Source organism: Methylosinus sp. DMC45 (assembly GCF_056313885.1).
Window position 1 is genome coordinate 164,244 of the sequence record NZ_JBQUZK010000033.1, and the last position, 24,168, is coordinate 188,411.

Sequence of the window (24,168 nt, forward strand, 5' to 3'; positions counted from 1 at the left end):
CCTATGTCCTAGTCACTAGCGGACATGGTGACACATCACAAGCGATATATGGGACAAATCAGGTTAGAGCGTCTGCCTTTGGCTTGCCCTGTCCGGCCCACTTTCCTGCCTTCGAAGCAGTAGGTCGTAGGTTCGAATCCTACCGGGGTCGCCAGCCGCTCGAGACGCGCTTCCGTCACTTCAGCGTGAACGGCACGATCACATCCATCGCGAACATTCCCGTCGAGCGTCGGTAGCCGCTCGCGCCGAAGAAGGGCGCCGCGCCGGTCAGCGAGGCGTCGTAGCGCAGCTCCGGCCGCAGGGACAGGCCGGTGATCGGCAGGCCTTGGGAATCTCCGGCGTGATCGTCAGCCCGGCGGTGATCTCGAGATAGCTGGTTCCGCGCCCCTCTGGCTGGAAGATCGCCGAGGGCGCATAGAAGCCGTGCTCGACATTCGTGTAGTCGAAATAGCCGGGATAGGCGCCGACAAAGAAATTATTATGATCGCGCCAAAATTCGACGCGGCCGTTGATCTGCAGCGCATCGTCGATCTTGTAGGACACATATTGCGCGACGCCGTAGCCATTGACGCCGCGCGGGCGACGCGGAATGAGCGCGGCGTTGAAGCCGAAAATATCCGCGAGCCGGCTCAGCGCGCCTTCGGACAGTCCTGTGATCGAGAGCGGGTTCCATCCATCGTCGCGAATGTAGTTTATGTCTGTGCTGAGAGTGAGCCGATCGGTCACTTTCCAGGTGAGCGTCACATCATTGCTGTATGACAGCGTGCGATTGGGATCGCAGGCGCATTCGTACGGAATGTTCGGCCAGCCGACGCCGAGCGGATCGAGCTGCATCGGATCCTCCGGCCCGATATGCGTCGTCCCCAGAATGGTCAGCCTGTCGTCGAAAGCCTTTATGCGCAGGCCCGCCTGGAAGGAGGCGGCGCTGTTGTTGTCGCCCGGCCAGCCGAGGCTCGCGCTGTCGCCCGACATGACGCTCGCATGGACATAGAGCCAGGAGGCGAGATCGGAGGAGATCATCACGCCGGTCTGCTTGAGCGGAATGCCGAAATTGAAAATATAGGAATGGCTATAGAAAATGCTGTCGACCAGCTCTGCGCCTTCGAGCGTGACGAATTGGCCGATCTTCACATCGAAACCATTGTCCGTGATCCAGGGCAGATGCGCGGTCGCGAATGCTTGCAGAATGTCGAGCTGCGTGCGGTCGCGCATCGCATAATCGAGCTCGCCGAGAAAATGCGTGTAGCGCGCGTCGGAGCCGACCATCGTCTGAATTTTGAAGCCGAAGTCGAAGTCCTTCGTCGCCTTCGGATCGGGCAGGCGCTGCATGGTGAGCACGCCGGCGTTGAATTGCGGCTGATTGGCGCGATCGGTGAAGAGATGGCCCCAATTGAGCTTGTTGAACGGATTGTCGAAATTGAAGGTGGAGCCGGCCTCGACGAAGCCTGTCACCGTCAATGTGTCGAGCCAGGAAGGCGGCGGCTTGCTCTTCGTGTCGGATTTCTTGTCGGCGGATGACGCAGGCGCGCGTGAAGCGGGCGATGTGGGCCATCCGAGCAGCGCGCCGGAATCGTCCTCTTGCGCCGATGCGGAGACGCCGCCGCCGGCCATGAGAACGATCATGAGAGCGGTCATGAACGGGAGCCGCCATGTCGCGACCACGAGCAGGAAAGCCTCTTTTCGAAAACATCGATTGAAACGAGTCGATGAAAAGCATTTTCGGCCGCGCCGAAAAAGTCCGGGCGGCGAATGCGAGGCCTATCCGATTCCGGCAGAGCGCGGGAGTCGGTTATTCCACGGCCCCAGCCTACCGCGCGGCGAGATAATCGCTCGAGCGCATCTCGATCAGCCGCGACACCGTGCGCGCGAATTCCTGCGCCTCATGTCCCGTCGGCGCGTGATAGAGGTCCTGCGCCGCGCTTTCGGCGGAGAGAATCAGCCGCGTTTTCCGCTCATAGAGAATGTCGATGAGCGTGATGAATCGCTTGGCCTCGTTGCGGCGATCGAAATTCATCTTCGGAACCGCATCGATGAAGATCGTGTCGAAAGCCTCGGCGAGCGCCATGTAATCGGCGGCGCCGGTCGGTCGCGCGCATAGCTCCTCGAAGGAGAAGCGCGCGACGCGCCCGGCCGCCTGCGGAACGGCGATGTCGCGGCGCCCGACGCGCAGCGTCCTCGGCGCGCCGATGGCGACGCCTGTCAGCTGCAGAAACAGCGCATCCATCGCCGCGCGGGCGTCGGCGTCGGCAGGCGAGAAGAAGGTCTCGCCGAGCAGCGTCTTCTCGAGACGAAAATCGGCGCGCGCGTCGAGACGCAGCTGATCGAGCCGCTCCTCGATCAGCGCGATGAAGGGCAGGAAGAGATCGCGATTGCGGCCGCCTTCGTAGAGCCGGCGCGGCTCGACATTGGAGGTCGCCACCATGATGACGCCGTCCTCGAGCAGCCGGGTGAACAGACGCGCGAGAATGGTCGCGTCGGCGATATCGGTCACGGCGAATTCGTCGAAGCAGAGCACGCGCGTCTCGCGCGCGATCTCCTGCGCCACATGCGCCAGCGGATCGGGCGCGGCGCTGCGGCGCGCGGCGAGCAGGCGCGCGTGAACCTGCGCCATGAAATCGTGAAAATGCGCGCGGCGTTTGGCGGCCAGCGGCAGCTCGGCGAAGAAGATGTCCATCAGCGTCGTCTTGCCGCGCCCGACGAGGCCGTGGATATAAAGTCCGCGCGGACCGCAGCAGGGCGCGCGGCGTCCGAGCAGCCCGCGCAGCCGCGCGGCGAGGCCGTTCGGCGAAGGGGCGGCGGGACGGCGCGTCAGCTCGCGCGCCAGCGTCTCCAGCCGCTCGAGCGCGGCGAGCTGCGCGGGATCACGCTCCAGCGCGCCGCTGGCGACCAGCTTCTCATAACGGGCGAGGAGGGGGCGCGGCGCCGTCATGCGCGACGCCTCGTCGGAGAGGTCACAGCCGCCGCATCCTGCCATTGGCCGCGGCGAAGGCGCCTTCGCGCAGCTCGCAATAGAGAAGGCGGCGGGCGTCCACCGGCCCCGGCATGACGATCTTGCCATGCGGAACGCGGGCGAAGCCGAGGCGGGCGTAATAGTCGAGATCGCCGACCAGCAGCACCAAGCCGTGACCGGCGTCGCGGGCGGCCTCCAACGATTTCTTGACCAGCGCCTCGCCGAGCCCCTGCGAGCGAAAGGCCGGCTCGACCGTCAGCGGGCCGAGCAGCAGCGCTGGAGTTTCGTCCACGAGAATGGCGGTCATGCGATTTGCGCCGACCAGCAGCGTGCCGACATGGGCGACAAAGGAGAGGGAGAGCTCGGCCCCGACGCCCTCGCGCAGCCGATAGGCCGTGCGCGCATAGCGGCCCGGACCGAAAGCCCGTTCCTCGAGCTTTTCGATTTGGGGCGCATTGGCCGGCGTCTGCGGCGAGAAGCGGATGACGAGATCGATCATGGCTGCGCATAACATGGGCCGCCCGGTCGGCAAAGACCGCGATCGGCCCGAGTCTTGCTGAAAACGTGCGCATGACCGCGATCGAGATCAGACCAGCGACGCCGGCGGACGCAGAGACGATCGCCGCCCTCCATGTCGCCTGCTGGGCGGAGACCTACACGCCTCTGGCTCCGGCGGAAATTCTCGCCGAATACACGCGGGAGACGCGCCTCGCGCAATGGCGTGAGACCTTGGCCGGCGGCGGGCCGCAACAGCCGCCGCCGAGCGTGTTTCTGGCGCTGAGGGACGGCGTCGCGATCGGCTTTTCGGCTAGCGGCGCCCAGCAGAGCGCCATTCTCGGCGAGCGCGGCTATGCCGGCGAGTTCCAGGCGATCTATCTGCTGAAGGAGGCGCAGCGCCACGGCGCCGGCCGTAGCCTCATGCGCGTCATGGCGCAGGCGCTGCGCGAGCGCGGGATCGAATGGGGGAGCCTCTGGGTGCTGCGGCATAATTTCACGGCGCGGAAATTCTACGAGAAGCTCGGCGGCCGCAAGATCGGCGTCGAAGGCGCTTGGCGCGGCGTGCCGGAGGTCGCCTATGGCTGGCGCGATCTCGGCCTGCTCATCGATCCGGCGCCCGCCAAGCCTTGGTGACGCGCCATGGCGGACGAATTCTCGCTACGCGCTGCGACGGCCGAGGATGCGAAGACGCTCGCCGCGCTCAATCTCGCCTGCTGGCGCGAGACCTATGCGAGCCTGCTGCCGGCGGAGACATTCGCCGCCCTCACGCTCGAGGAGCGTCTCGATCATTGGCGCGGGGTTTTTCAGACGGAGGGCAATATCGTTGCTCTGGCGATGGACGCCGCCGGAGAGGCGGCGGGCTTCGCCCATTGGCGCGCGCATGAGCTCGCGCTCGGCGGGCGGCTCGGCCGCGGCGGCGAGATTTGCGCCATCTATCTGCGTCGCTCTGCGCTGAGACGTGGGCTCGGCGGCAGGCTGCTGCGGCTGATGGCGGCGGAGATGCGCGCCAGCGGCCTCAAATGGGCGAGCCTCGTGGTGCTGCGCGACAATCTCCCCGCTCGCCATTTCTATGAGGCGATGGGCGCGCGTCGCTTCGGCCGCGAGCTCTCCTGGCGCGGCGTTCCGCAGGTCGCCTATGGCTGGCGGGACCTGCGTCGGCTCGGGCGTTAGCTCAGACGATTTGCCCGCTGGACGACGGGCGGCGGCAAAATTCGAAATGCATTCCGTCGCGCGCGCTGTCCGGTCGGAAATATCCGCCCCAGGCGAATCCGAAGCTCTCGAAGATCGGCGCCAGCTCGACCACGCTGCCGACAGAGCCTTTTGGAGCGGGGTCGGCGCCATAGGCGTTCCAGCGCGCATTGATGTCGAAAGCGAGGCCCCAGCTATGCGCGCTCAGATCGCGCGCGGGGTTCCAGGATTTGTGGCGCGGCACATGGCAGCCGTCCCATTTCAATATGCGGTCGAGCAGGTCGCGCGCGGCGATCTCCGCAATAGCGGCGCGCAGCGGCTCGGCGATGGCCTTGTTGCAGGCGATCTCGCCATTGGGGACGAGATGCGCGAGCGCGGCGATCTCTATGGTGACGATATTGTCTTTCGCCCAGTCGTCGGTGATCTTTATGGCGCCGCGGGGCGAACTCTCCTCATAGGCGAAACGTCCGAAAATCTCGCGGATCTCGTCGGTCTTCAGCACTTTGAGATGCGTCGCCGGCGTCAGCGGCGCGGCCGGCGCCGCGCTTTCGGGGAGCGGAACGACGACGACGCAATTCTGATTGGTCGACAGGCCGAGCTTGTGAGCGAGGCCGGGCGAGAGGTCGGCGACGCGGCCGGTATTCTCATTCGGCCCCCAATCGACCGGCTGCGCCCGCTCGGCGGCGCCCGTGCTCGGATTGACGACCGAGACCTCGATCTTTCTCAGATGAGCTTTGGGCGTGTCGTCGTAATTCCAGCGGCAGGCGACATAGAAAGCGTCGGGATCGAGGCGGCGCGCCAGCCCGGTCGTTCCCGGCGGCTGCTGCGCCAGGAAAAGGCCCGGATAAGCGGGGATGTCGGACTCTTCCAGCAGAGCGAGGCCCTCGTTCGGTCCGACGCCCGGATCATGCGGGCCGCCGAAGGTCGACATTGGACCTCGAAAGGTGACGCTGCGGCCGGGGGCGACCGGCAGCGAAGGCGTCGACGAGACGGGCGGCGGCAAGGATGGCGGCGTCGCGGGAAGCGAGACCGCGCCGGTCCGCGCGAACAGCGAGGCGTCGATCTTGGGCGCGGGGACGTTGGCGAGATTGCGCGTGAACGCCTCGATCACATCCGAGCCGACATAGCCGGCGACGATCACGCCGAGGAGAATTTGCGCCGATGCAGACGGATCGACATTCATCAGCTTGGCGGGGCCGAGTGAGAGCGTCGTCGCCACTCCGGCGACGAAGCCGATCATCAGGCTCGTCGCGAGACGGGCGGCGCTGAACAGATCCTCCGCAGAAGCGTCGGCGGTCTGAGCGTCGTCGTTCATCTTCTTGAGGCCGGCGATCACGCGCAGCCCCTGTCCGATCGCGCCGAGCAGGCCTCCGAGCGTGAGCGCGCCGAGGACGTCGAAGAGCTGGCTGCTGTCCGTCATGACAAACCTCACAAATAAAAACGCGGAAATTCGGCTGGGGCGGCGAGCGCTCAGGCGACCGCGGAACCGCTCATCGGCGGCAGATCGTCGAAGAAAGCCAATCTCTTGCGTATTTCGAGGTCCGGCTTGGCGGGAACTTCGTAATTGCGCACCAGCGCGTCCATGATCTCGCCGGCGGAGGCGCCGTGGTCGAGCGCGCTGCATGACCGGGCGAAGCGCGGGACGCTGCGAATTTCCCATATCGCCGCGGCCGTCTGCTCGGCGACCGACATGTCTTTCGGATAGCGGCCGAACTGCTTGCGAATGGCTTCCGCGCGGCTCGGATCCCATTGCACTATGCCTTGGGAGCTGTGGTGAACATCCCAATGCTCGTCCCGCGGATTTGCGAGGGATTCGCCGGTCATATTGGCGACGAGCGCGCGCGCGGCGAGATCGCCGAGACCGAGCTGGCGCGCCGCCCCATAGGCCTCGATCTGATTTTGCCGCAGTGGGCTGAGCCTGCCGCTGGGCTTGCCGCCGCCGCTGGGAAGCTTCGGCGGCGAGACGGGGCCGCCGCCGGCGCCGCCGGGGGCGGGGGAGCCTCCGAAATTGCGCGTGAACGCCTCGAGGAAATCGACGCCCGCATAGCCGGACGCCGCTATTCCCAAGAGAAGCTGCACATCGTCCGGCTTGATGGCGAGCAGGCGGCTTATTCCGATCGATATGCCGGCGATGACGCCGGCTATGAAGCCGACGACGAGGCTGACATTGATGCGGCTGGCGACGAAGAGATCTGCGCGGCTGGCGGGTTTCGTCAGCGCCTCGTCGTTCATCTTCTTCAACCCGACGATGGCGCGGGCCCCTTGGCCCACTGCGCCGAGCAAGCCAGCGAGAAGAAGCGCGCCGAGGATTTGTCCGGGGGTGAGGCTCGTCGTCACATTGGCGGCGGCGCTGGCTGCGCCGGCGATCGGATTCTCCGCCATTCTGCAACCCCTTGAAAATTTGTCGCTATTGTTGCAACATCCATGAAAACGGGAAAAATTCTCTACATATGATGACGAAATTTTGACAGTCAGGCAAGCGCATAGCCGCGGTCGAGACGCGTTTCAGTCTCACCAATAGGGAGAGACTTTCGCGTCGCCGAAAACCTCGGCTATGCGCGCCCGCGTCGCTGGAGTCGCGCCCTCGGGCAGGGCGTCGAGCGGGAAGAAGCCCGCCTCGGCGATCTCACGGTCCGGCGGGCGCGGCGCCGTCTGGCGAAAGGCGCGCGCGACGAAAAACGCCACATGGTCGCGCTTGGAGATGCGGCGGTTGAGATAGACGCCGCGCAGCTCCGCCGGGGCCTCCAGCTCTATATTGCCTTCCTCGGCCAGCTCGCGGGCGAGCGCCTGCTCCACAGTCTCGCCCGGCTCGACGCCGCCGCCCGGCAGATAATAGCCGGAGATATAGGTGTGCCGCACCAGCAGCACGCGCCGATCCGCATCGACGACGAGGCCGCGGACGCCGAGCGTCATCGGCCGTATCACCGTCGCCGCGAGCACGATCAGCCGCGTCGTCAGCAGCGTCCGCCAGGAGGGCTCGCTCATCGATCCGGCGCTCGCGCGGCCGAGCGTTCAAATGTCTGGCGTTCCATGGTTCGACCCTCTAGAACCGCTCCAAATCGTCGCCGGCGCGACGTCGACAGCTAACTAGCGCCGCCGTTCCGCCGCGCGCAAGGAGCGTCAGATTGAAATCCTTTAGCGACCTCACGGAACGTGAAATTCTCGCCGTCGCCATCGCCTCGGAGGAGGAGGACGGCCGCATCTATCAGAGCTTCGCCGAAGACCTCTCCGAGCGCTATCCCTCCTCGGCCAGCGTCTTCGAGGAAATGGCCGAGCAGGAGGCCGCCCATCGCCACGCGCTGCTCAACCTCTATCAAAAGCGCTTCGGCCCCAATCTGCCGCCCATTCGGCGCGAGGATGTGAAGGGCTTTTTGCGCCGCAGGCCGATCTGGCTGACGCGCAATCTCTCGCTCGAGACGATCCGCAAGGAAGCGGAGGTCATGGAATATGAGAGCGCGCTCTTCTACCAGCGGGCGGCGGCGCGGGCGACCGACGTCGGCGTGCGCAAGCTGCTCGGCGATCTCGCCGCGGCGGAGCAGGGGCACGAGACGCTCGCCATGCGTCTCGGCGCGCAAATCCTCACGCCCGGCGCGAAAAAGGAGGAGGATCTCGCCTATCGGCGCTTCTTCATCCTGCAATATGTGCAGCCGGGCCTCGCCGGGCTCATGGACGGCTCGGTCTCGACTCTGGCGCCGCTCTTCGCCGCCGCCTTCGCCACCCATAATAATTGGGAGACGTTTCTCGTCGGCCTCGCCGCCTCCATCGGCGCCGGAATCAGCATGGGCTTCGCCGAGGCGCTCTCGGACGACGGCTCGCTGACCGGCCGCGGCTCGCCGATCCTGCGCGGCGGCGTCTGCGGGCTGATGACGACGCTGGGCGGCCTCGGCCATACTCTGCCCTATCTCGTGCCGGATGCGATCCCCGACAGCTTCGCCATAGCGACGACCATCGCCGGCGCGGTGGTCTTCTTCGAGCTGTGGGCGATCGCCTTCATCCGCGCGCGCTACATGGACACGCCTTTCCTGCAGGCCGTGTTTCAGATCGTGCTCGGCGGCGCGATCGTGCTCGCGGCGGGCATTCTCATCGGCGGGGCGTGAGGCTAGCCAATGGCGTTTCTGCTCGCGCATCTCTCCGACGCCCATATCGGGCCGATCCCGCGGCCGAGCCTGCGCGAGCTCGCCGGCAAGCGGCTCACCGGCTACGCCAATTGGATCAATAAGCGGGCGCAGGCGCATGACATGAGCCTGCTCGGCCGGCTCGTCGAAGACATGGCGGCGCAAAAGCCCGACCATGTCGCGATGACCGGCGACATCGTCAACATCGGCCTCGACGCCGAGATAGAGGCCGCGCGGCTCTGGCTCTCCGGCCTCGGCAGCCCGGAGAATGTCAGCTTCACCCCCGGCAATCATGACGCCTATGTGCCGGCCGCCGTGCCGCGTATCGCCGAGACTTTCGCGCCTTGGACGACATCGGAGGAGGGGGCGGGCTTTCCTTATCTGCGGCGGCGCGGCGGGGTGGCGCTCATCGGTCTCGACTCGGCCGTGCCGACGGCGCCTTTCGTCGCCTCGGGCCGGCTCGGCGCGGAGCAGCGCGAGAAATTGGCGGCGCTGCTCGACAAGACCAAGGCGGAAGGGCTGGCGCGGATCGTGCTGCTGCATCATCCGCCGCATCGCGGCGGCGCCAAGGCGCTGCGCGGCCTGGACGACGCCGCCGAGCTGGAGGCGATCATCGCCCGCCACGGCGCCGAGCTGATCCTGCATGGCCATAATCACAAGATCAGCCTGCATCGCCTGCCCGGCGCGCATGGCGAAACGCCGGTCGTCGGCGCGGCCTCCGCCTCGACCAAGGCCGGCGCGCATTATCCCCGCGCCGCCTATAATCTCTATTCCATCGAGCGCGAGGGCGACAAAATCACCATCTCCGCCCGCTCGCGCGGATTGGGCGCGGACGGCGAGACGATCGAGGAGCTAGACGCGCTGGCCCTCTAGAGTGTTTTCGAGCGAAGCGGGAACCGGCTCGCGTGAAGAAAACACGACCGAACCCGGAGATAGAGAGTCATTCCGGTTCGATTCGAACCGGAATGACTCTGGAGGCTCAGCGCGTCAGATAGGGGATGGCGTAGACGCCGAGCCGCCACAGCAGGAAGAAGAACGCCGCCGCGCCGGCGCCCTGCGCCAGAAATAGAATGGCGCGATAGAGCGTCTCGCCGATTCCGCCCGGCCGGGGCAGGGCGGGCAGGCTCGCCTTCGGAGCCGCCAGCTGCTTTTTCTTCGCCGCCTCCTCGGTGAAGGCGCGGGCGCCGCCCTGTCCGGCAAAGTCGAAAGCCAGCGCTTTCTCCCGCTCGATCAGCCGATGCGCCATATATTCGGTGATGGCCTCCACCACCGTCGCAATATTTTCGCTCTCGCCTATGGTGACGCGGCCGTTGCGCGTGTCCTGCAGAAAGCGATAGGTGCGGCGGTCCCGGCCCATCTCGACGAAGCCGACGTGATCGATGAAGAGCCGCGGCCGATCGCCATGCGAGACGCCTATGTCGAAGAGGTCGCAATCCTTCGGCGCCTGGGCGAGGACGGGATCCAGATGTTCCCGCAATATTTCGAGCCGGGCGATCTCGGCGTCGCGGAGATCGGCGAGAACGCCCGAGCGCTCGGCGTTGGCGAGCCGCGCCCGACGCATCGCGCCGGTCAGATTGGCGACGCGGGTCTCCTTGGTCTCCGTGGCCAGCGCGCGCTGGCTGGAGCCCCGCTCGGGCCGCCTATCCGTCACCAGCGCCGTCGGGGCGGGCGCATCGCCCGTCGTCGCCGGCTGGCCCTCCCTTTTGGATTCGTCCATCTCACTCATTCGCACGAAAGACCGCATGGCCATCTCATTCATTATACCTTCTCGCGACCGAGTTTCGACCGGAAAGAGCCGCTCACAGCGAAGCTTCGGCCGGGGCTTCGCTCTCATGTAACGAGCCATTATCGGAGGCGAGCGCGTCTTGGTTAGACCGCAAAGGCGGATAAAGCATGGCCGTCGTTACGAACGCGCCAATAGGATGTCGGGAATAATACTGATAATTCGACGCGAATATTAGACGTTTCGGCCTCTGTTCCGATGATGTTCCTTACGCGCCTCTCGCCGACCGCGACGCGGAGAAATGCGGCTTCGACGGCCGAGCTTGCGGAGAGTCGACATTTGCGCCGCCATCCGGCAAATCTCCGGCCGACGAGAGCGGGCGCCCGCGATTCGCGCGCAGGAGGAGGCCGCAGCCCGCTGCTGGCCGCGCGCAAGCTGGAGACCCCTATGGCGCCTCACCAAGCCGGCCTGCCGACGGCAGGCGCGCGATTTGGGCGGATCGCATTCGGCGCGATCTGCTCGCTCGTTTCGGCCACGGAGGCGGGCGGCGGCCATGAGCATATGCTCGTCGCCGGCTTTTTCGCCGCGACGGCGCTGCTCCTTTTGCGCCCAGCGCAGGGGCGCATCCGCCAGGGCGTCGATTTCGCCATTGATTTCCTCGCCATTGGCGCGCTCGCCTTGCTCTGCGATCCCGCGGGCGTGCTGTGGCGCGCGCCGGAGGCGCTTTCCGGCCTCTTCACATTGACGCCGATCGGCGCGGGCTCCGCGGTCGGCCTCTATCTCTTCGGCGTCTCCATTCTTCCTGGATCGCCCTTCGCGCTGCGCGCGGCGCTTTTCCTTCTTCCCTTCCTGTTCAGCCTTTTGGTCGCGCTCGGCTCGCGGGTCGTCGGCGAATTGGGCGGGCTGCTCTTCCTCGGTCTCGACGTTCCGCAGACGGCGCGCGTCATCGCAGCGCGGACGATCATTGTTTTTCTGTTGAACGAGGCCGTCATCGTCGGCGCGCCGCTGGCGCTCGGCCGCTATCTGCCGCAGCAATGGCGCCCGCATGGCGTGCTGTTCCTCGCCGCGCTGATCGCCGCCGTCACGCCGGAGATCGCGAGCCTCGGCGCGCATCCGCATGTCGCCTTTCTGCCGGCGCCGGTCGCCATCATCGTCGCGGCGCTGCTCGCCGCCGCGGCGCAGGCCGGTCTTTGGGGCGAGACCTATCTCGTCACCCAGGCCATGGCGGGAATGCTGCGCGGGACGCCGTCTCTGCCGGTCATCGTGCTCAACGACTGGAAGACCGGCGCCGCCAAGGGCGCCGTCTATGGCTTCGTCTTCATGGCGCTGCTGCTGGTCGCCGGGCTCATTGTGAGCTTCCCGCCGGCGCTCGGGCTTGTCGTCGCGGCGGGGCCCGTCGGCGGCGCGCTGATCGGCGCGGCGACATTTCCGCTGCTGCGCGCCATCGTCGAGAGCACGGATTCTACCCCGCCATTCTACGCGAGGCTGCGGCTCGAATATGAGCGGACCGCCAATTTCCCGCGCGGCCTCGTCGCGGGCGCGGCGGTGGGGCTCGCGCTGCTCTTCGGCCTGCCGGGCGAGGACGGCGGCGCGCGTTTCCTCTTCGGCGCCGGGGCGGGGCTTCTCGCCTATGCCGGCGTGGACATGGGCTTCGATCTCTATGCTCTGCAGCAGAAGCGGCGCCAGCATTTGCGCAGCTGGCGCGTCTATGCGCTCGGCGCGCTCCTCGGCGGTCTCGTCGGCGGAGCGGTGGCTTGGTATCTCGACGCCGATCAGCTCTCGACGATCACCAAGAAATTCTTCGCCTATATCTCGCTGAGCTACGCCGCCGACGGTCGGCCGGTCGCCGATTACGTCATCCGCCCGCTGTTCTCCAAATGGGGCGCGACCAATCTCGGCTTCGTCGATGGCGGCGTTCGCCTCTTTTTCGACGAGTCGCTGTCGGGCGTCATCCAATGGGTGTTCGCCGCGCCCTTGTTCTCGGTCAATCTCTTCTTCCTGACGGCGCTGGTGCGCCGCAGCCTCGCGCCTTTGCGTCAGCTCGCGAGCTGGGAAGGTCTCGACATGCTGGTCGAGAATGCGGTGCGCGTGCTGCGCTGGGGCCTATGGATGGCGCCCGTCATCTACTCCTTCCTGAAGGCCTCGCCCGATCCGGCCTGGTACAATCAGGACGGCCTCATCCGCACTGTCGTCGCCATATGGATGAATCACGCGCTGCCGGATCAGGATTTCCGCGCCTGGAGCCTCGACATATTCACGGCTCTGCTGGCCTATGACGCGATCCGCGTGCTGATCTGGTTCGACCATATGGGGCTGCGCGTCGCGACGCTGGTGAACCTCTCCTTCGTCGGCGGCGATGTCGCGGACGAAAAGGCCGCGCGTTTCATCGGCAAGGCGCAGAAGAGCCGCGCCATACCGGAAGGGCTGCGCCGCTTCGCCACCTGGGCGCCGCTGCTTTTGCCCTTCTACATTCCGCGCGGCGCGGAATGGGATCAGGCCTGGGGCGCGGCCGAGCGCATGGCGCATCTGCGCCCGCCGTCCTATTCCTATCTCATGGGCGGCTATATGGCCTATGCGGGCGCGCTCTCCATCGCGCTGGTGATCTTCCTGCTGATCCAGCTCGCCAAGGCCGGCAAGCTTCCGCTAGAAGGAATCACCGGCGCCGGCGGCGCGCCCGGCTCCAAGCCCTTCGAGCTGACCAATGGCCTCGTTACCAGCCAATGGTTCGAGGATGGCCAGGGCGCGATGCGCGTCGAGGGCGTCGCCCGCGGCGGCCCGCCGATTGATCTCACCCGCAGGCCCGACGACCACGCGCATCCGCGCGGACGCTTTCTGTTCTTCCGCGAGGATGGCCGCGATCTCTGGTCGCTCGGCTCCGCGCCGACCTGCGCGCGCTGCGAGAAGGTCTCGCTGGAGAGCGAGGGCTGCACTTTCCTCTACGTGCTGATGGAGCAGGGCGGCTTCGCCATAGAAGCGAAGATTTCGCTCGCGCCGGACGAGGCCGTGGAGATCACGCGCCTGCGCCTCGTCGATCTCGAGCAGCGACCGCGCAAGCTCACGCTCGCGACGCTGCGCGAATGGGTGCTGAACGAGACCGGCGTCGAGCAGCGCGACGCCGCCTATAACGCCATTCACATCGGCACATGGTTCGTCGGCGGTCTCAACGCCATCATCGCGCAGAACCGCCTGCTGAAGGGCGGCGCGCGGCGCGACGTCGATCGCCGCCTTTCGCCGGAGGTCGGCTTTCATGCGATCGGCGCGGCCGAGGGCACGCGGCTTCGCGTCGTCGGCTATGAGGATGTGAAGGCGCGTTTCTATGGCCTCGGCGCCGCCGGATCGCCGGACAGCCTCAGAAATGGCGATCAGCCGCGCGAGCCGTCCGACGAGGGCCTGCTGTTCGGCTTCGAGCCGATCGCGAGCCTGCGTGCGGAGCTGGAGATCGCGGCCGGCGGCGCGGCGGAGATCGTCGTCGTCGACGGCTGGGCGCGCGACATCGCTTCGGCGACGCGCATGATCGCGAAGCACCTCGCGCGCGACTTCGATTTTGCGAGCGTGGAGACGGCGCTGGCGCGTAAGCGCGCGCTGCTGCATCCGCCGGCGCCGGCGGAGCATCGCTACGCCTTCGCCGAGGACGGCCGCAGCCTGACGCTAAGTCCCGACACGCCGCGGCTCTACGCCCATGTGATCGCCAATGCGGTCGGGCAGGGCGCCGTGCTCGGCAATCATGGCGATATTTATTCCTTCCATGGCAATTCGCGGCTCAACAGCCTGACGCCCTTCCGCATGGGCGAGGGCCGCATGACGCCGGCGGGACAGGCCATTTACGTCTATGACCTCGCCCGTCAGGACGCGCATTCGGCGACCTTCGCCCCGTTGCGCCGGCGCGACGCCGAGCACAGGATCGAATATGGCCTCGGATATGCGATCTATCGTTCTAGCCGCGACGGTCTCGACCTCGAGCTGACCGTCTTCGTCCCGCCGGACCAGCCGGTGGAAATCAAGCTGCTGCGCATTATCAACCGCCACGATCACGAGCGTCTGCTGCAGATCACCCCGGCGATGGAGATCGTTCTCGCCGAGACGCCGAACGAAAGCCTCGGCCGCGTCGAGGCCGTCGCGGGCGAGAACAATCGCGCGCTCTACTTCCGCAACCCGGACAATAATTTCGTCCAGGGCTGGGCCTTCGTCTCCACCTCGATCGCGGCGGAGTTCGCCGAGACCTCGCGGCGGCGCTTCCTCGGCCATGAGAGCCGCGATCCGGCGCTTCCCTATATGGTCGAGCATGGCCACCCCGACGCTGGCGCGCCGGAGCATCAGCGCAAGGTGGCGAGCTTCTCCGGCGCGATCGACGTTCCCGCCGATGGCGAGTCGCTCGTCGTCGTCGCCATGGGGCAGACGCCGACGCTCGAAAGCTCCAGGATTCTCGCCACGCTCGCCAGTGATCCGGCCTATGCCGCGCGCGCGCTGGAAGAGACCAAGCGCGATTGGGACGCGCGCCTCGGCGTGCTGCGGGTGAAGACCAATCGGCCGGAGTTCGACCGGCTGGTGAACGACTGGCTTCCGTACCAGCTGCTCGTCTCGCGGCTCTGGGGCCGTTCCGGCCCGGCGCAGCGCTCGGGAGCTACCGGCTATCGCGATCAGCTGCAGGATGTGCTGCCGCTCATCCATCTCGCGCCGGAGCTCGCCCGCGCGCAGATATTGAAGCACGCCGCGCATCAGTTCATCGAGGGCGACGCCGTCAAATGGTGGCATGACGCGCCGGACGGCGGCTGCGGCATCGCCGACCGCACCCACGCCTCCGACCCGCATCTGTGGCTGCCCTATCTGACGGTCCGCTATGTGAAGGGAACCGGCGACGACGCCATTCTCGACGCGATCGAGCCCTTCCTCGAGGCGGAGCTGACGCCGCCCGACCGGGAAGGAAACGCCAGCGTCCCGCTGACCTCGCGCGACAAGGACACGTTGCTCGGCCATTGCGCGCGGGCGATCGACTATTCGCTGGATCGCTTCGGCGCTCATGGCTTGCCGCTGATGGGGACGGGCGATTGGGACGACGGGCTCAATCTGCTCGGCGCGCAGGGACGCGGCGAGAGCGTCTGGGTCGGCTTCTTCCTGCATGGAATTCTGGCCGATATCGCGCCTTTGTTCGAGGCGCGCGGCGACGCCGAACGGGCGGCTCGCTATCGTGCGCGCGCCGAGGCGTTGCGCGCTGCGCTCGATTCCTGCTGGCGAGGCGATCGTTTCCTGCGCGCCTATGCGGATGATGGAAGCGAGGTCGCGCCGATGAGCGCCATGACCGCCTCCTGGCCGATCCTCTCGGGGGCGGTGGATTTCGCACGCGGCAAGGAGACTCTCGACAATGCGCTGGCGGCGCTCGCGCGGCCGGATCGCATATTGCTGGTGACGCCTTTCTTCGACGAGAACTCGCGTCCCTATCCCGGCCGCAGCGCCGAATATCCGCCGGGCGTGCGCGAGAATGGCGGCCAATATTCGCATGGCGTCTCCTGGCTGATCGACGCGCTGACGCGCCTCGCGCTGGAGGCCGCCGCCGGCGGCGATCAGGCGCAATCCGACGCGCTGTTCGCGCGCGCGTGGGACGCATGGTTCGCCGTCTCGCCGCTGTCGCGCCTCACGACGCCGGAGCAGGCCGATATTTACGGCCTCGCGCCGCATCAGCAGCCGGCCGACGTCTATGAGGGCGAGGGCTATGAGGGCCGGGGCGGCTGGAGCTGGTACACGGGCGCCGCCGCGCGAATGCTGTCCGCCGCCTATGGGCTGCTCGGCCTGGAGATGATCGACGGCGAGCTCAGCCTGCGTCCCGACGCCTTCGACCGCAAAGGCGAATTGAAGCTCGAGAGCGTCGCTTGGCGCGGAAAGAGCTTCTCCGCCTGAAGCGTATGTTTTCACCATGAATCGGCGTCCGCGGCGCGGACGCTTGTGGACAAATTGATTTCATTTTAGCGTTTCGTCGCTCGATCAGCAGCTTGCGTTCGGGCCTCGATGCGGCGTTTTTCTTCATGAGTTCATGGGCGCGTATCTGCTCCTGTGTCGCGGCGCTGTCGTTTCTACAATCGGCGGCATGCCGCGCCGGCGCGTTTCTACAAAAGCCGGGCGAGGGGATCGTCATCCTCTCGACCAGCTTCGCCGACGCCCATAAAGCCTATGACTCGCGCGGCAAGCTCGTCGCCGCGCCCTCCTATGCCAAATTCGAGACGCAGGCCTATGTCGAATATGGCCTCATCGACGAGATCACCTTCGTCGCCGAGTCGAGCTATATGCGCTTCCGCGGCGCCAATGAGCAGCGCCAGCTCCAGCAATTGCAATATTTGACAGCGGAAGCGATCGCCGGCGCGCCGCTCTATCTGCCGCCAGGCCTCGGCGGCGGCGCGCGCTATGAGGGACTCGGCGCCGGCTGGATCGGCGGGCGGCTGCGGCTGCTCGAATGGGGCGCGACCATTCTCTCCGTGCAAGGGAGCCTGCGCGCGGCGACGCCCGCCGCGCAGACCTATCTCGACATGAAGCGGCGCTTGCAGGAGGACGTGCGTCTGCAATTGGGCTGGCCTGTCGAGATTTTCGGTCTGTCCGGCTTCAGCGACATGCAGCTCGGCTATCGCTCTCTCGGACAGAGCGGCGATGAGCTGCGCGGCGAGATGACCTTTGGTCTGCGGCCCGTCGATGGCGTGCTGCTGCTGGCGCAGAGCTTTGTCTCCTTCTCTCCCTGGAGCGGATCGGCGCCGTTCATGTCCTCACAAAAAGCTCAGGTGAGCGCGGTCTACGACCTCACGCGCGAGGTCGCCCTGCAGCTCGGCGTTCGCGCCTCGCTGCGCGGCGTCAATGATTCCGCCGAGCGCGGCCTGCTCGGCGCCCTATGGTATAGGTTCTGAGAGGAACCGCCGGGCGAGGGGAAGATGACACGCTGTTTCGGACTCATTCTGGCCGGCGGCCAGGCGCGGCGCATGGGCGGCGTCGCCAAGCCGCTGATCGAGGTCGGCGGCGCGCCGATCCTCGAGCATCTCCTCCGCCGGCTCGCGCCGCAATGCCTGCGCCTCGCGCTCAACGCCAATGGCGATCCGGGACGCTACGCCGATTTCCATCTGCCGATCGCGCCGGACGAGGTGGAGGGTTTCGCGGGGCCGCTCGCCGGCGTGCTCGCCGGCCTCGATCATGTCGCCGCGCATTTCCCCGATGTTCCGCTCATGCTGAGCGTTCCGGCGGACACGCCTTTCGTTCCGCTCGATCTCGCGGCGCGGCTCGCGAGCGCGCGCGCCGAGGCGAAGGCGGAGATCGCCGTCGCCAAATCGGCCGACCGCGTGCATCACGCCGTCGCCCTCTGGCCGGTGGCGCTGCGCGAGCCGCTGCGTCATGCGCTGGTGAAGGAGGATTTGCGCAAGGTCTCGGGCTTCATCGAGCGCTATGCCAATGCGCAGGTGGAATGGCCGGTCGAGCCCTATGATCCGTTCTTCAACGTCAACCGGCCGGAAGATGTCGAGCGGGCCGAGCGCATAGCGTCGAGCCTCGAGGCTCAGCGGTCGTAGACGAATTCGACGCGCCCGATGATGTTTTCGACCGGCACGAAGCCCACGCCGCCTCTCGTCGTCGGGACTCTCGAATCGGCGGCGTTGTCGCGATTGTCACCGAGCACGATGAGGCTCTCAGCCGGCGCCTCGATGACCGGCGTCGTCGACAGCGGCGGCGCGACGCCCTTCGAGCAGACGAGCTTTTGGTAGATCCTATAGTGGCGCCCTTCGGGAAGCTGCTCCTCGACGAAACGGCTGTCGCAATCGTCCGCCTCCGGCACATCCGACGGACGGTCGAGCACGCGACGCGGGACGCGCGCGCCATTGATCCACAGCTCGTTGCGGAGAAGCTGCACCTTGTCGCCGGGCAGTCCGACGACGCGCATCACCAGGTCACGGCCGTCGAACTCGCGGAACACGATGACATCGCCGCGTATCGGGACGAGATCGGGCCACCGGCCGGAGATCGGGAGGGGAAGCAAATCATAGCTGAAGCGCGAGAGACCATAGGCGAACCTGTTCGTCCAGATCGTCGATCCCTTGTCGATCGTCGGCTCCATCGACGCGCTGACCATATGAAAGAGGCGAAAAACCGGGCCGACATTCGGCAGGCATGCCCAGACGACGAAAAACAGCAGAATGCCGAAGGCCGTCACACGTAGAAATAGACGTCGATCGGCGATGTCTGCCGGGTCGGCCGCGTCGAAACTCATCGTGATAATCCCGCGAATATCGAAATTCCGCGTCGGCGCGCGACGCAGGCCGAAGACTATCGCGAGACACGGCCCGAGTCACGGGCGCGCGAGGCGACTCACACGAACCCCGGATCGATCGTTCCCGTCCGCTCGAGCCATGCCGGCGTCGGCAGATTCTGCCCGAGCAAAAACTCGAGATTGTAGAGCTTGGAGGCGTAGCGCGTGCCGAGATCGGCGAGGATTGTCACGATCGTATGGCCGGGGCCGAGCTCCTTGGCGAGGCGGATCGCCCCCGCCACATTGACGCCCGAGGAGCCGCCGAGCAGCAGGCCTTCGTTCTCGGCGAGATCGAAGAGAATGGGCAGCGCCTCCGTGTCCGGGATCTGATAGGCGAGATCGATCGGCGCGCCTTCGAGATTAGCGGTGATGCGGCCTTGGCCAATGCCCTCGGTGATGGAGGAGCCGGCGGCCTTCAGCTCGCCGGTCGTGTAATAGGAATAGAGCGCCGCGCCGAGCGGATCGGCGATGGCGATTTTCACGGAGGGCTTGCGCTCCTTCAGCGCAATGCCGATGCCGGCGAGCGTGCCGCCCGTGCCCACCGCGCAGACGAAACCGTCGATCTTGCCCTCCGTGTCTGCGAAAATCTCCGGCCCGGTGCCGCGAATATGGGCGTCGCGATTGGCCACATTGTCGAATTGATTGGCCCAGATCGCCCCTTCTGGCGTCTCCTTCGCCAGCCGTTCGGCGAGGCGGCCGGAGAGCTTCACATAATTATTGGGATTGGCGTAAGGGACGGCCGGAACCTCGACCAGCTGCGCGCCTTGGAGACGGAGCGTGTCCTTCTTCTCCTGGCTCTGCGTCTCCGGGATGACGATGACGGTGCGAAAGCCGAGCGCATTGGCGACCAGCGCGAGGCCGATGCCGGTATTGCCGGCCGTGCCTTCGACAATGGTTCCGCCCGGCTTCAGCGCGCCTTCCGCAATGGCGGCCTGGACGATGGAGAGCGCGGCGCGGTCCTTCACCGAGCCGCCCGGGTTCATGAATTCCGCCTTGCCGAGAATGCGGCAGCCGGTGGCCTTGGACGCCGCCTTCAATTCGATGAGCGGGGTATTGCCGATCGCTTCGATGACATTGGCGGCGAATTTCATGTCGGACCCGTCCTTTACGCGCGACCAATCCGCGCTAGCCGATAGAGTGTGTGGAAGCAAGGTTTATTCCTATTCGCTCGCCCTCCGCTTCTCCAAGCGGAATGTGGCGGCATGAGTCGCGCGCTCGCCCGGCGCGAGGATTCGCATGGACGGCTTCTCATAGAGATCGCCGGAAAAATCCTCCGGGTCGCCATGGCCGGTCCAGGCTTCTATGCAGAGGAAAGGGGCCGGCGGCCGCGCCCATAGCGCGATATGGGGAAAATCCTCGAGCTCGACGGCGAGCGCCAGCCCTTCGCCATTGTCGTAAAGGAGACGCCGGCTCGCCGCGCCGAGAAAGCACAGCGCCTCCTGCTCCAGAAGCGCGGCGGAAAGCGGAAGCCGGCGATCTTCCAACGGGATGGCGCGGCGGCGGGCGGAGAATAGCCCACCCGGCGCGATGACCGGAACCTCGTCGCTCTCTTCTGTCTCGAAATGGATCGCATGCGCCGCCGCCGAGCCGTCCAGCGGCCAGCGAAATCCCGGATGCAGGCCGAGCGCATAAGGCAGGGGCCGCGCGTCGCGATTGGAGGTCGTGAGCGAGACGCGCAGCTCCCCCGGACGCAGCGAGAAATGCGCCTCGAGGCGGAAGGCGAAGGGATAGAGCGCGCGGCTTTCCTCGTCCTCCTCGAGGCTCAAGGAGACTGCCGTCTCCGACCGCTCCAACAGAGTGAAGCGCTTATGGCGCGCGAAGCCGTGCAGGCCGAGCGGAAAACGGGCGCCGTCGACGCGGATTCCGTCGCGCGTCCAGCCCACCACTGGAAATAGCAGCGGCGCTGTCTGCGGCCAGACCTCCGGCTGTGGCTCCCAGACGAGATCGACGCCGCTGGCGCGCCAGGAGACCAGCTCGGCGCCGAGAAGGGAGATTTCGGCCCCATCGTCGGAGCCGGCCGCGAGGCGAATCGTTTCGGTCATGCCCCGATCGTAACGAGCGCGGCCCTGGCCGGGGAGGGCGCGGCGGCTTTTCCGCGAGGGGAAGAACGTAAAGACGGGGGACGGCTTCTGCGCCGCATTGACCGGCCGGACCGTGGCCGCGATGCTTCTCCGTCACGATTCTCGCTTCTTCCCCAGGCCTTCGATGCTGGACAAAATCGCCGGGAGCGACCGACCGCTGTTTCTGGGGGTCGAGCGCTCGATCGCAGGCCGCGCCTGGCGCGCCCGGCTGCGCCTGCGTGACGAGGCCCAGGCGGCCGCTATCGCCCAAATCCACGGCCATGGCGACGCGCTCTCACGGGTCCTGGCGGGGCGGGGCGTGACGCAGGAGACGGCGGCCGCTTTTCTCGATCCGACGCTGCGCGCGCTGATGCCCGATCCGCTGTTGCTGCAGGATATGGAAGCCGCCGTCGAGCGCCTCGCTCGGGCGGTGGAGGCGGGCGAGCAGATCGCCGTCTTCGGCGATTATGACGTCGACGGCGCGACCTCCTCCGCGCTTTTCGTCGAATTTCTGGAGGCGGCCGGCTGCCCGCGGCCCTTCCTCCATATTCCCGATCGCATTCTCGAGGGCTATGGCCCCAACGCCGAGGCGATCGGCGAGCTGAGGGCGCGGGGCGCGAGCCTGTTGGTGACGCTGGATTGCGGCACGACCAGCCACGCCGCGCTCGCCTCGGCCCGGGCCTCGGGGCTCGACGTCATCGTCATCGACCATCATCAGGCGCCGGAGGTCTTGCCGGATGCGATTGTCGTCAATCCCAATCGGGCCGACGATCTCTCCGGCCTCGGCCATGTCTGCGCGGCGGGCGTCGCCTTTCTCGCTCTGGCGGCGCTGGCGCGCGAGCTGCGCCGGCGCGGACATTGGACCGACGCGCGGCCGCAGCCCGATCTGCTCGCAGGTCTCGATCTCGTGGCCCTGGCCACGGTCGCCGACGTCGCGCGGCTGCAGGGCCTCAACCGCGCCTTTGTGGTGAAGGGCCTCGCCGTCATGCGTGGCCGCGCGCGCATCGGCCTTTCGGCGCTGCTCGACGCCGCGCGGGTGGATGGGCCGCCGCGCGCCTATCATCTCGGCTTCGTGCTGGGGCCGCGCATAAACGCCGGCGGCCGCATCGGCGACGCGGCGCTGGGGGCGCGTCTGCTGACCTTGCGCGATCCCGTCGAGGCGGCTCGCATCGCCGCCGAGCTCGACCGGCTCAACGTCGAAAGGCAAGCGCTGGAGAAGGCCACTCTGGAGGAGGCGGAGGCCGAGGCGGACCGCCAGCTGATGCGCTCCAACCGGCTCTCCTGCCTCGTGGTCGCGGGCGAGGGATGGCATCCCGGCATTGTCGGAATCGTCGCCTCGCGGTTAAAGGACAAGTTCAAGATTCCCGCCTTTGTCATTGCAAAGACGGGGGAAGTTTGCTCAGGCTCAGGTAGAGGCTCGAGTGGCGTCGATCTCGGCCGCACGGTGCGGATGGCTGTCGAGGAAGGTCTTTTGCAAAAGGGCGGCGGCCATGCGATGGCGGCCGGCGTCACGCTCGCGAGCGAGCAAATCGACGCCTTTCGCGCCTTTATGAACGACGCGCTGGAGGAGGATGTCGAGCGCGCCCGCGACGCCGACGCGCTGCTCGTCGACGGCGCGCTGACGGCGCGCGGCGCGAGCGTCGAATTCATCCGCGCGCTCGAGCAGGCGGGGCCTTTCGGCGCCGGCAATCCCGAGCCGGTCTTCGTCCTGCCAGACCAGCGCATCGTCGATGCGGCGGTGGTCGGCTCCGCCCATGTGCGGGCGCGGATCCAATCCGGCGACGGAACGAGGCTCGACGCCATCGCCTTTCGCGCCGTGGGAACGCCGGTCGGCGATGCGCTGCTGCAGGGCCGCGGGCGGATGCTGCATGTCGCCGCGCGATTGGGCGCCAATGTGTTTCGCGGCGCGGAGCGCGTGGAGACGCGCATCGTCGATCTCGCGCGGCCGGATCACGAAACATGGTGAACGCGCGAATAATCGCGAAGATATTGGCGCATCTCGCGATTCCGGCGCACGGGCGCGTTGGGCGAATCTGTGGCTGGCGGCGAAGCTCCCGTCGCAATTTGGTCGCAATCGCCCTTTCTCATGCCAAAGCTCGAGGATGCGGGAGAGGGAGCGCGACGCGCGTTAACTCTCGAGTAATTCGGGCGCGAGACATTGAGGCGTGCGGTCGCGCCGAAGCAGCTCGGTTTTCGGGGCCCCGCATCGTGGCCTCCCGAGGCCGCCAGCGAAGCGAACCGTCCCCCATTTCGAGCGAATGCGCGCCTGACATGAGATCGAGATCGAGACTGCCGGAACTTCGCTACTCCTTCGCGCTTCTCGGCCTTTGCGCGCTCGCGGGCTGCTCGTCCGCCCCGCCGGCCGTGCATAATAAGATCGCCCGCTCGCAGGTCGATCCGCGCTATGGCGTCGCGCCGAGCCCGCGCGTCGTCGCGGACGGCGAGGAAGTGCCGCGCGGCGGCGGCTACTATATGGTGGGCAAGCCCTATCAGATCGCCGGCAAGACCTATTATCCGAGCGAGAGAGCCTATACGGCCACGGGTCTCGCCTCCTGGTACGGATCGGATTTTCACGGACGCAAGACGGCCAATGGCGAGGTGTTCGACAGCGCCTCCATCAGCGCCGCGCATCCGACCATGCCGCTGCCGAGCTATGCGCGCGTGACCAATCTGCGCAATCACCGCTCGATGATCGTGCGCGTCAATGATCGCGGCCCCTATCATGGCGGCCGCGTGATGGACGTCTCGCAGCGCGTCGCCGAGGCGCTGGATTTCCATCGCGTCGGCACGGCGCGGGTGAAGGTCGATTTCGTCGGCCGCGCTGCGCTCGAAGGCTCCGACGATCTCAAGCTGCTGGCGACATTGCGCGACGACGGCCGTCCTGCGACGCTGCCGGGCGGCGCGCCGATCATGATGGCGACCAATCTGCGCGAGACGCCGAGCCGCGTCGCGCGGCTGGAGCGCTCCGAGGAGACGCAGCAGGCCGAGCGCGCCGCCGCCGCCCGCGCCGAGGCGCGCGAGGAGGAGAGCGCATCACGGGCGGAAGCGCAGAGCATTGCTCGCGCCGAAGCGCGCGAGGAGAGGGCGATTTCTCGCGCCGAGGCGCGCGCGGTCGAGAAAGAGCCGGTCTCCACCATTCCGACTCCGATCTCGGCCAAGGCGCAGGCCATGGCCAAGAGCGCGCCGCTGCCGCCCTCGCGGCCTTTCGATCTCGGAACGGCGTCGCCGCGCAATCTGCGCTTGCGGCAAGCGCTCAATTAACCTCGCCGGCGCTCTGGACGGCCGCGCGCCGCGCGAGGCCGTTGCTTTCTGCCCTCCGACGCGCCACATTTCAACGGAACTCATTGCGTGAGGCCGTCGACGCG

General features: G+C 66.7%; 19 protein-coding genes. 9 read left to right on the forward strand and 10 right to left on the reverse strand.

Annotation, left to right across the window (positions count from 1 at the left end):
- Positions 1 to 267 precede the first annotated feature (267 nt).
- From ACT53T_RS07655 to ACT53T_RS07665, 3 genes are all read right to left on the reverse strand, one after another.
- A complete protein-coding gene (locus ACT53T_RS07655) occupies positions 268 to 1,635 on the reverse strand; it encodes an outer membrane beta-barrel protein (protein WP_476160767.1) in 1,368 nt (455 codons plus the stop codon).
- Positions 1,636 to 1,807: 172 nt separating this feature from the next.
- A complete protein-coding gene (zapE, locus tag ACT53T_RS07660; RefSeq protein ID WP_476160768.1) occupies positions 1,808 to 2,929 on the reverse strand; it encodes a cell division protein ZapE in 1,122 nt (373 codons plus the stop codon).
- Between the two features lie 22 nt (positions 2,930 to 2,951).
- Positions 2,952 to 3,449, reverse strand: a complete 498-nt coding sequence (locus tag ACT53T_RS07665) for a GNAT family N-acetyltransferase (RefSeq protein ID WP_476160769.1) — start codon at positions 3,447 to 3,449, stop codon at positions 2,952 to 2,954.
- A gap of 71 nt (positions 3,450 to 3,520) precedes the next feature.
- Here ACT53T_RS07665 and ACT53T_RS07670 point away from each other — a divergent pair, with 71 nt between their 5' ends.
- Complete coding sequence (locus tag ACT53T_RS07670; RefSeq protein WP_476160770.1) at positions 3,521 to 4,081, forward strand: N-acetyltransferase family protein; 561 nt, start codon at positions 3,521 to 3,523, stop codon at positions 4,079 to 4,081.
- A gap of 6 nt (positions 4,082 to 4,087) precedes the next feature.
- The gene (locus ACT53T_RS07675) at positions 4,088 to 4,618 is read left to right on the forward strand and encodes an N-acetyltransferase family protein (protein ID WP_476160771.1); all 531 of its coding nucleotides are present in this window, start codon (positions 4,088 to 4,090) and stop codon (positions 4,616 to 4,618) included.
- Between the two features lies 1 nt (position 4,619).
- Here ACT53T_RS07675 and ACT53T_RS07680 read toward each other — a convergent pair whose 3' ends face one another.
- The 3 genes from ACT53T_RS07680 to ACT53T_RS07690 all read right to left on the reverse strand — a co-directional run bounded on the left by ACT53T_RS07680 (position 4,620) and on the right by ACT53T_RS07690 (position 7,621).
- Complete coding sequence (locus ACT53T_RS07680; protein ID WP_476160772.1) at positions 4,620 to 6,056, reverse strand: M15 family metallopeptidase; 1,437 nt, start codon at positions 6,054 to 6,056, stop codon at positions 4,620 to 4,622.
- A 50-nt stretch (positions 6,057 to 6,106) separates the two neighbouring features.
- Entirely contained in the window at positions 6,107 to 7,018 is a 912-nt protein-coding gene (locus ACT53T_RS07685; RefSeq protein ID WP_476160773.1) for a phage tail tip lysozyme, read from the reverse strand.
- 129 nt (positions 7,019 to 7,147) lie between these two features.
- Complete coding sequence (locus tag ACT53T_RS07690) at positions 7,148 to 7,621, reverse strand: NUDIX domain-containing protein (RefSeq protein WP_400767835.1); 474 nt, start codon at positions 7,619 to 7,621, stop codon at positions 7,148 to 7,150.
- A 140-nt stretch (positions 7,622 to 7,761) separates the two neighbouring features.
- Between ACT53T_RS07690 and mbfA the strand changes: the two genes are divergently transcribed.
- Both mbfA and ACT53T_RS07700 read left to right on the forward strand, forming a co-directional pair.
- Positions 7,762 to 8,733, forward strand: a complete 972-nt coding sequence (gene mbfA, locus ACT53T_RS07695; RefSeq protein ID WP_036287222.1) for an iron exporter MbfA — start codon at positions 7,762 to 7,764, stop codon at positions 8,731 to 8,733.
- A gap of 9 nt (positions 8,734 to 8,742) precedes the next feature.
- Positions 8,743 to 9,624, forward strand: coding sequence for a metallophosphoesterase family protein (locus ACT53T_RS07700; RefSeq protein ID WP_476160774.1), 882 nt, complete (start codon positions 8,743 to 8,745; stop codon positions 9,622 to 9,624).
- Between the two features lie 106 nt (positions 9,625 to 9,730).
- On the opposite strand, the gene ACT53T_RS07705 is transcribed toward ACT53T_RS07700, so the two are convergent.
- Positions 9,731 to 10,495, reverse strand: a complete 765-nt coding sequence (locus tag ACT53T_RS07705) for a hypothetical protein (RefSeq protein ID WP_476160775.1) — start codon at positions 10,493 to 10,495, stop codon at positions 9,731 to 9,733.
- Positions 10,496 to 10,921: 426 nt separating this feature from the next.
- Here ACT53T_RS07705 and ACT53T_RS07710 point away from each other — a divergent pair, with 426 nt between their 5' ends.
- The 3 genes from ACT53T_RS07710 to mobA all read left to right on the forward strand — a co-directional run bounded on the left by ACT53T_RS07710 (position 10,922) and on the right by mobA (position 18,009).
- Positions 10,922 to 16,366 (forward strand): GH36-type glycosyl hydrolase domain-containing protein, encoded by a 5,445-nt coding sequence (locus tag ACT53T_RS07710; RefSeq protein ID WP_476160776.1) that lies wholly within the window; start codon positions 10,922 to 10,924, stop codon positions 16,364 to 16,366.
- 125 nt (positions 16,367 to 16,491) lie between these two features.
- Entirely contained in the window at positions 16,492 to 17,358 is an 867-nt protein-coding gene (locus ACT53T_RS07715; RefSeq protein ID WP_476160777.1) for a hypothetical protein, read from the forward strand.
- A 24-nt stretch (positions 17,359 to 17,382) separates the two neighbouring features.
- Positions 17,383 to 18,009: a molybdenum cofactor guanylyltransferase MobA gene (mobA, locus tag ACT53T_RS07720; protein WP_476160778.1), complete on the forward strand. Its 627-nt coding sequence runs from the start codon at positions 17,383 to 17,385 to the stop codon at positions 18,007 to 18,009.
- Here the strand turns inward: mobA and lepB are convergent.
- The 3 genes from lepB to ACT53T_RS07735 all read right to left on the reverse strand — a co-directional run bounded on the left by lepB (position 17,997) and on the right by ACT53T_RS07735 (position 20,785).
- Positions 17,997 to 18,704, reverse strand: a complete 708-nt coding sequence (gene lepB / locus ACT53T_RS07725) for a signal peptidase I (protein WP_476160779.1) — start codon at positions 18,702 to 18,704, stop codon at positions 17,997 to 17,999. The genes mobA and lepB overlap by 13 nt on opposite strands.
- A 98-nt stretch (positions 18,705 to 18,802) precedes the next feature.
- On the reverse strand, positions 18,803 to 19,834 hold the full coding sequence (locus ACT53T_RS07730; protein WP_476160780.1) for a cysteine synthase A: 1,032 nt from the start codon (positions 19,832 to 19,834) through the stop codon (positions 18,803 to 18,805).
- 69 nt (positions 19,835 to 19,903) lie between these two features.
- Complete coding sequence (locus ACT53T_RS07735) at positions 19,904 to 20,785, reverse strand: aldose epimerase family protein (protein WP_476160781.1); 882 nt, start codon at positions 20,783 to 20,785, stop codon at positions 19,904 to 19,906.
- Positions 20,786 to 20,948: 163 nt separating this feature from the next.
- On the opposite strand from ACT53T_RS07735, the gene recJ reads away from it, so the two are divergent.
- Positions 20,949 to 22,769: a single-stranded-DNA-specific exonuclease RecJ gene (gene recJ / locus ACT53T_RS07740; RefSeq protein WP_476160782.1), complete on the forward strand. Its 1,821-nt coding sequence runs from the start codon at positions 20,949 to 20,951 to the stop codon at positions 22,767 to 22,769.
- 305 nt (positions 22,770 to 23,074) lie between these two features.
- Positions 23,075 to 24,064 carry a septal ring lytic transglycosylase RlpA family protein gene (locus ACT53T_RS07745; protein ID WP_476160783.1) on the forward strand — a complete coding sequence of 330 codons (990 nt, stop codon included), beginning with the start codon at positions 23,075 to 23,077 and terminating at the stop codon, positions 24,062 to 24,064.
- The last annotated feature ends 104 nt before the right edge of the window (positions 24,065 to 24,168 follow it).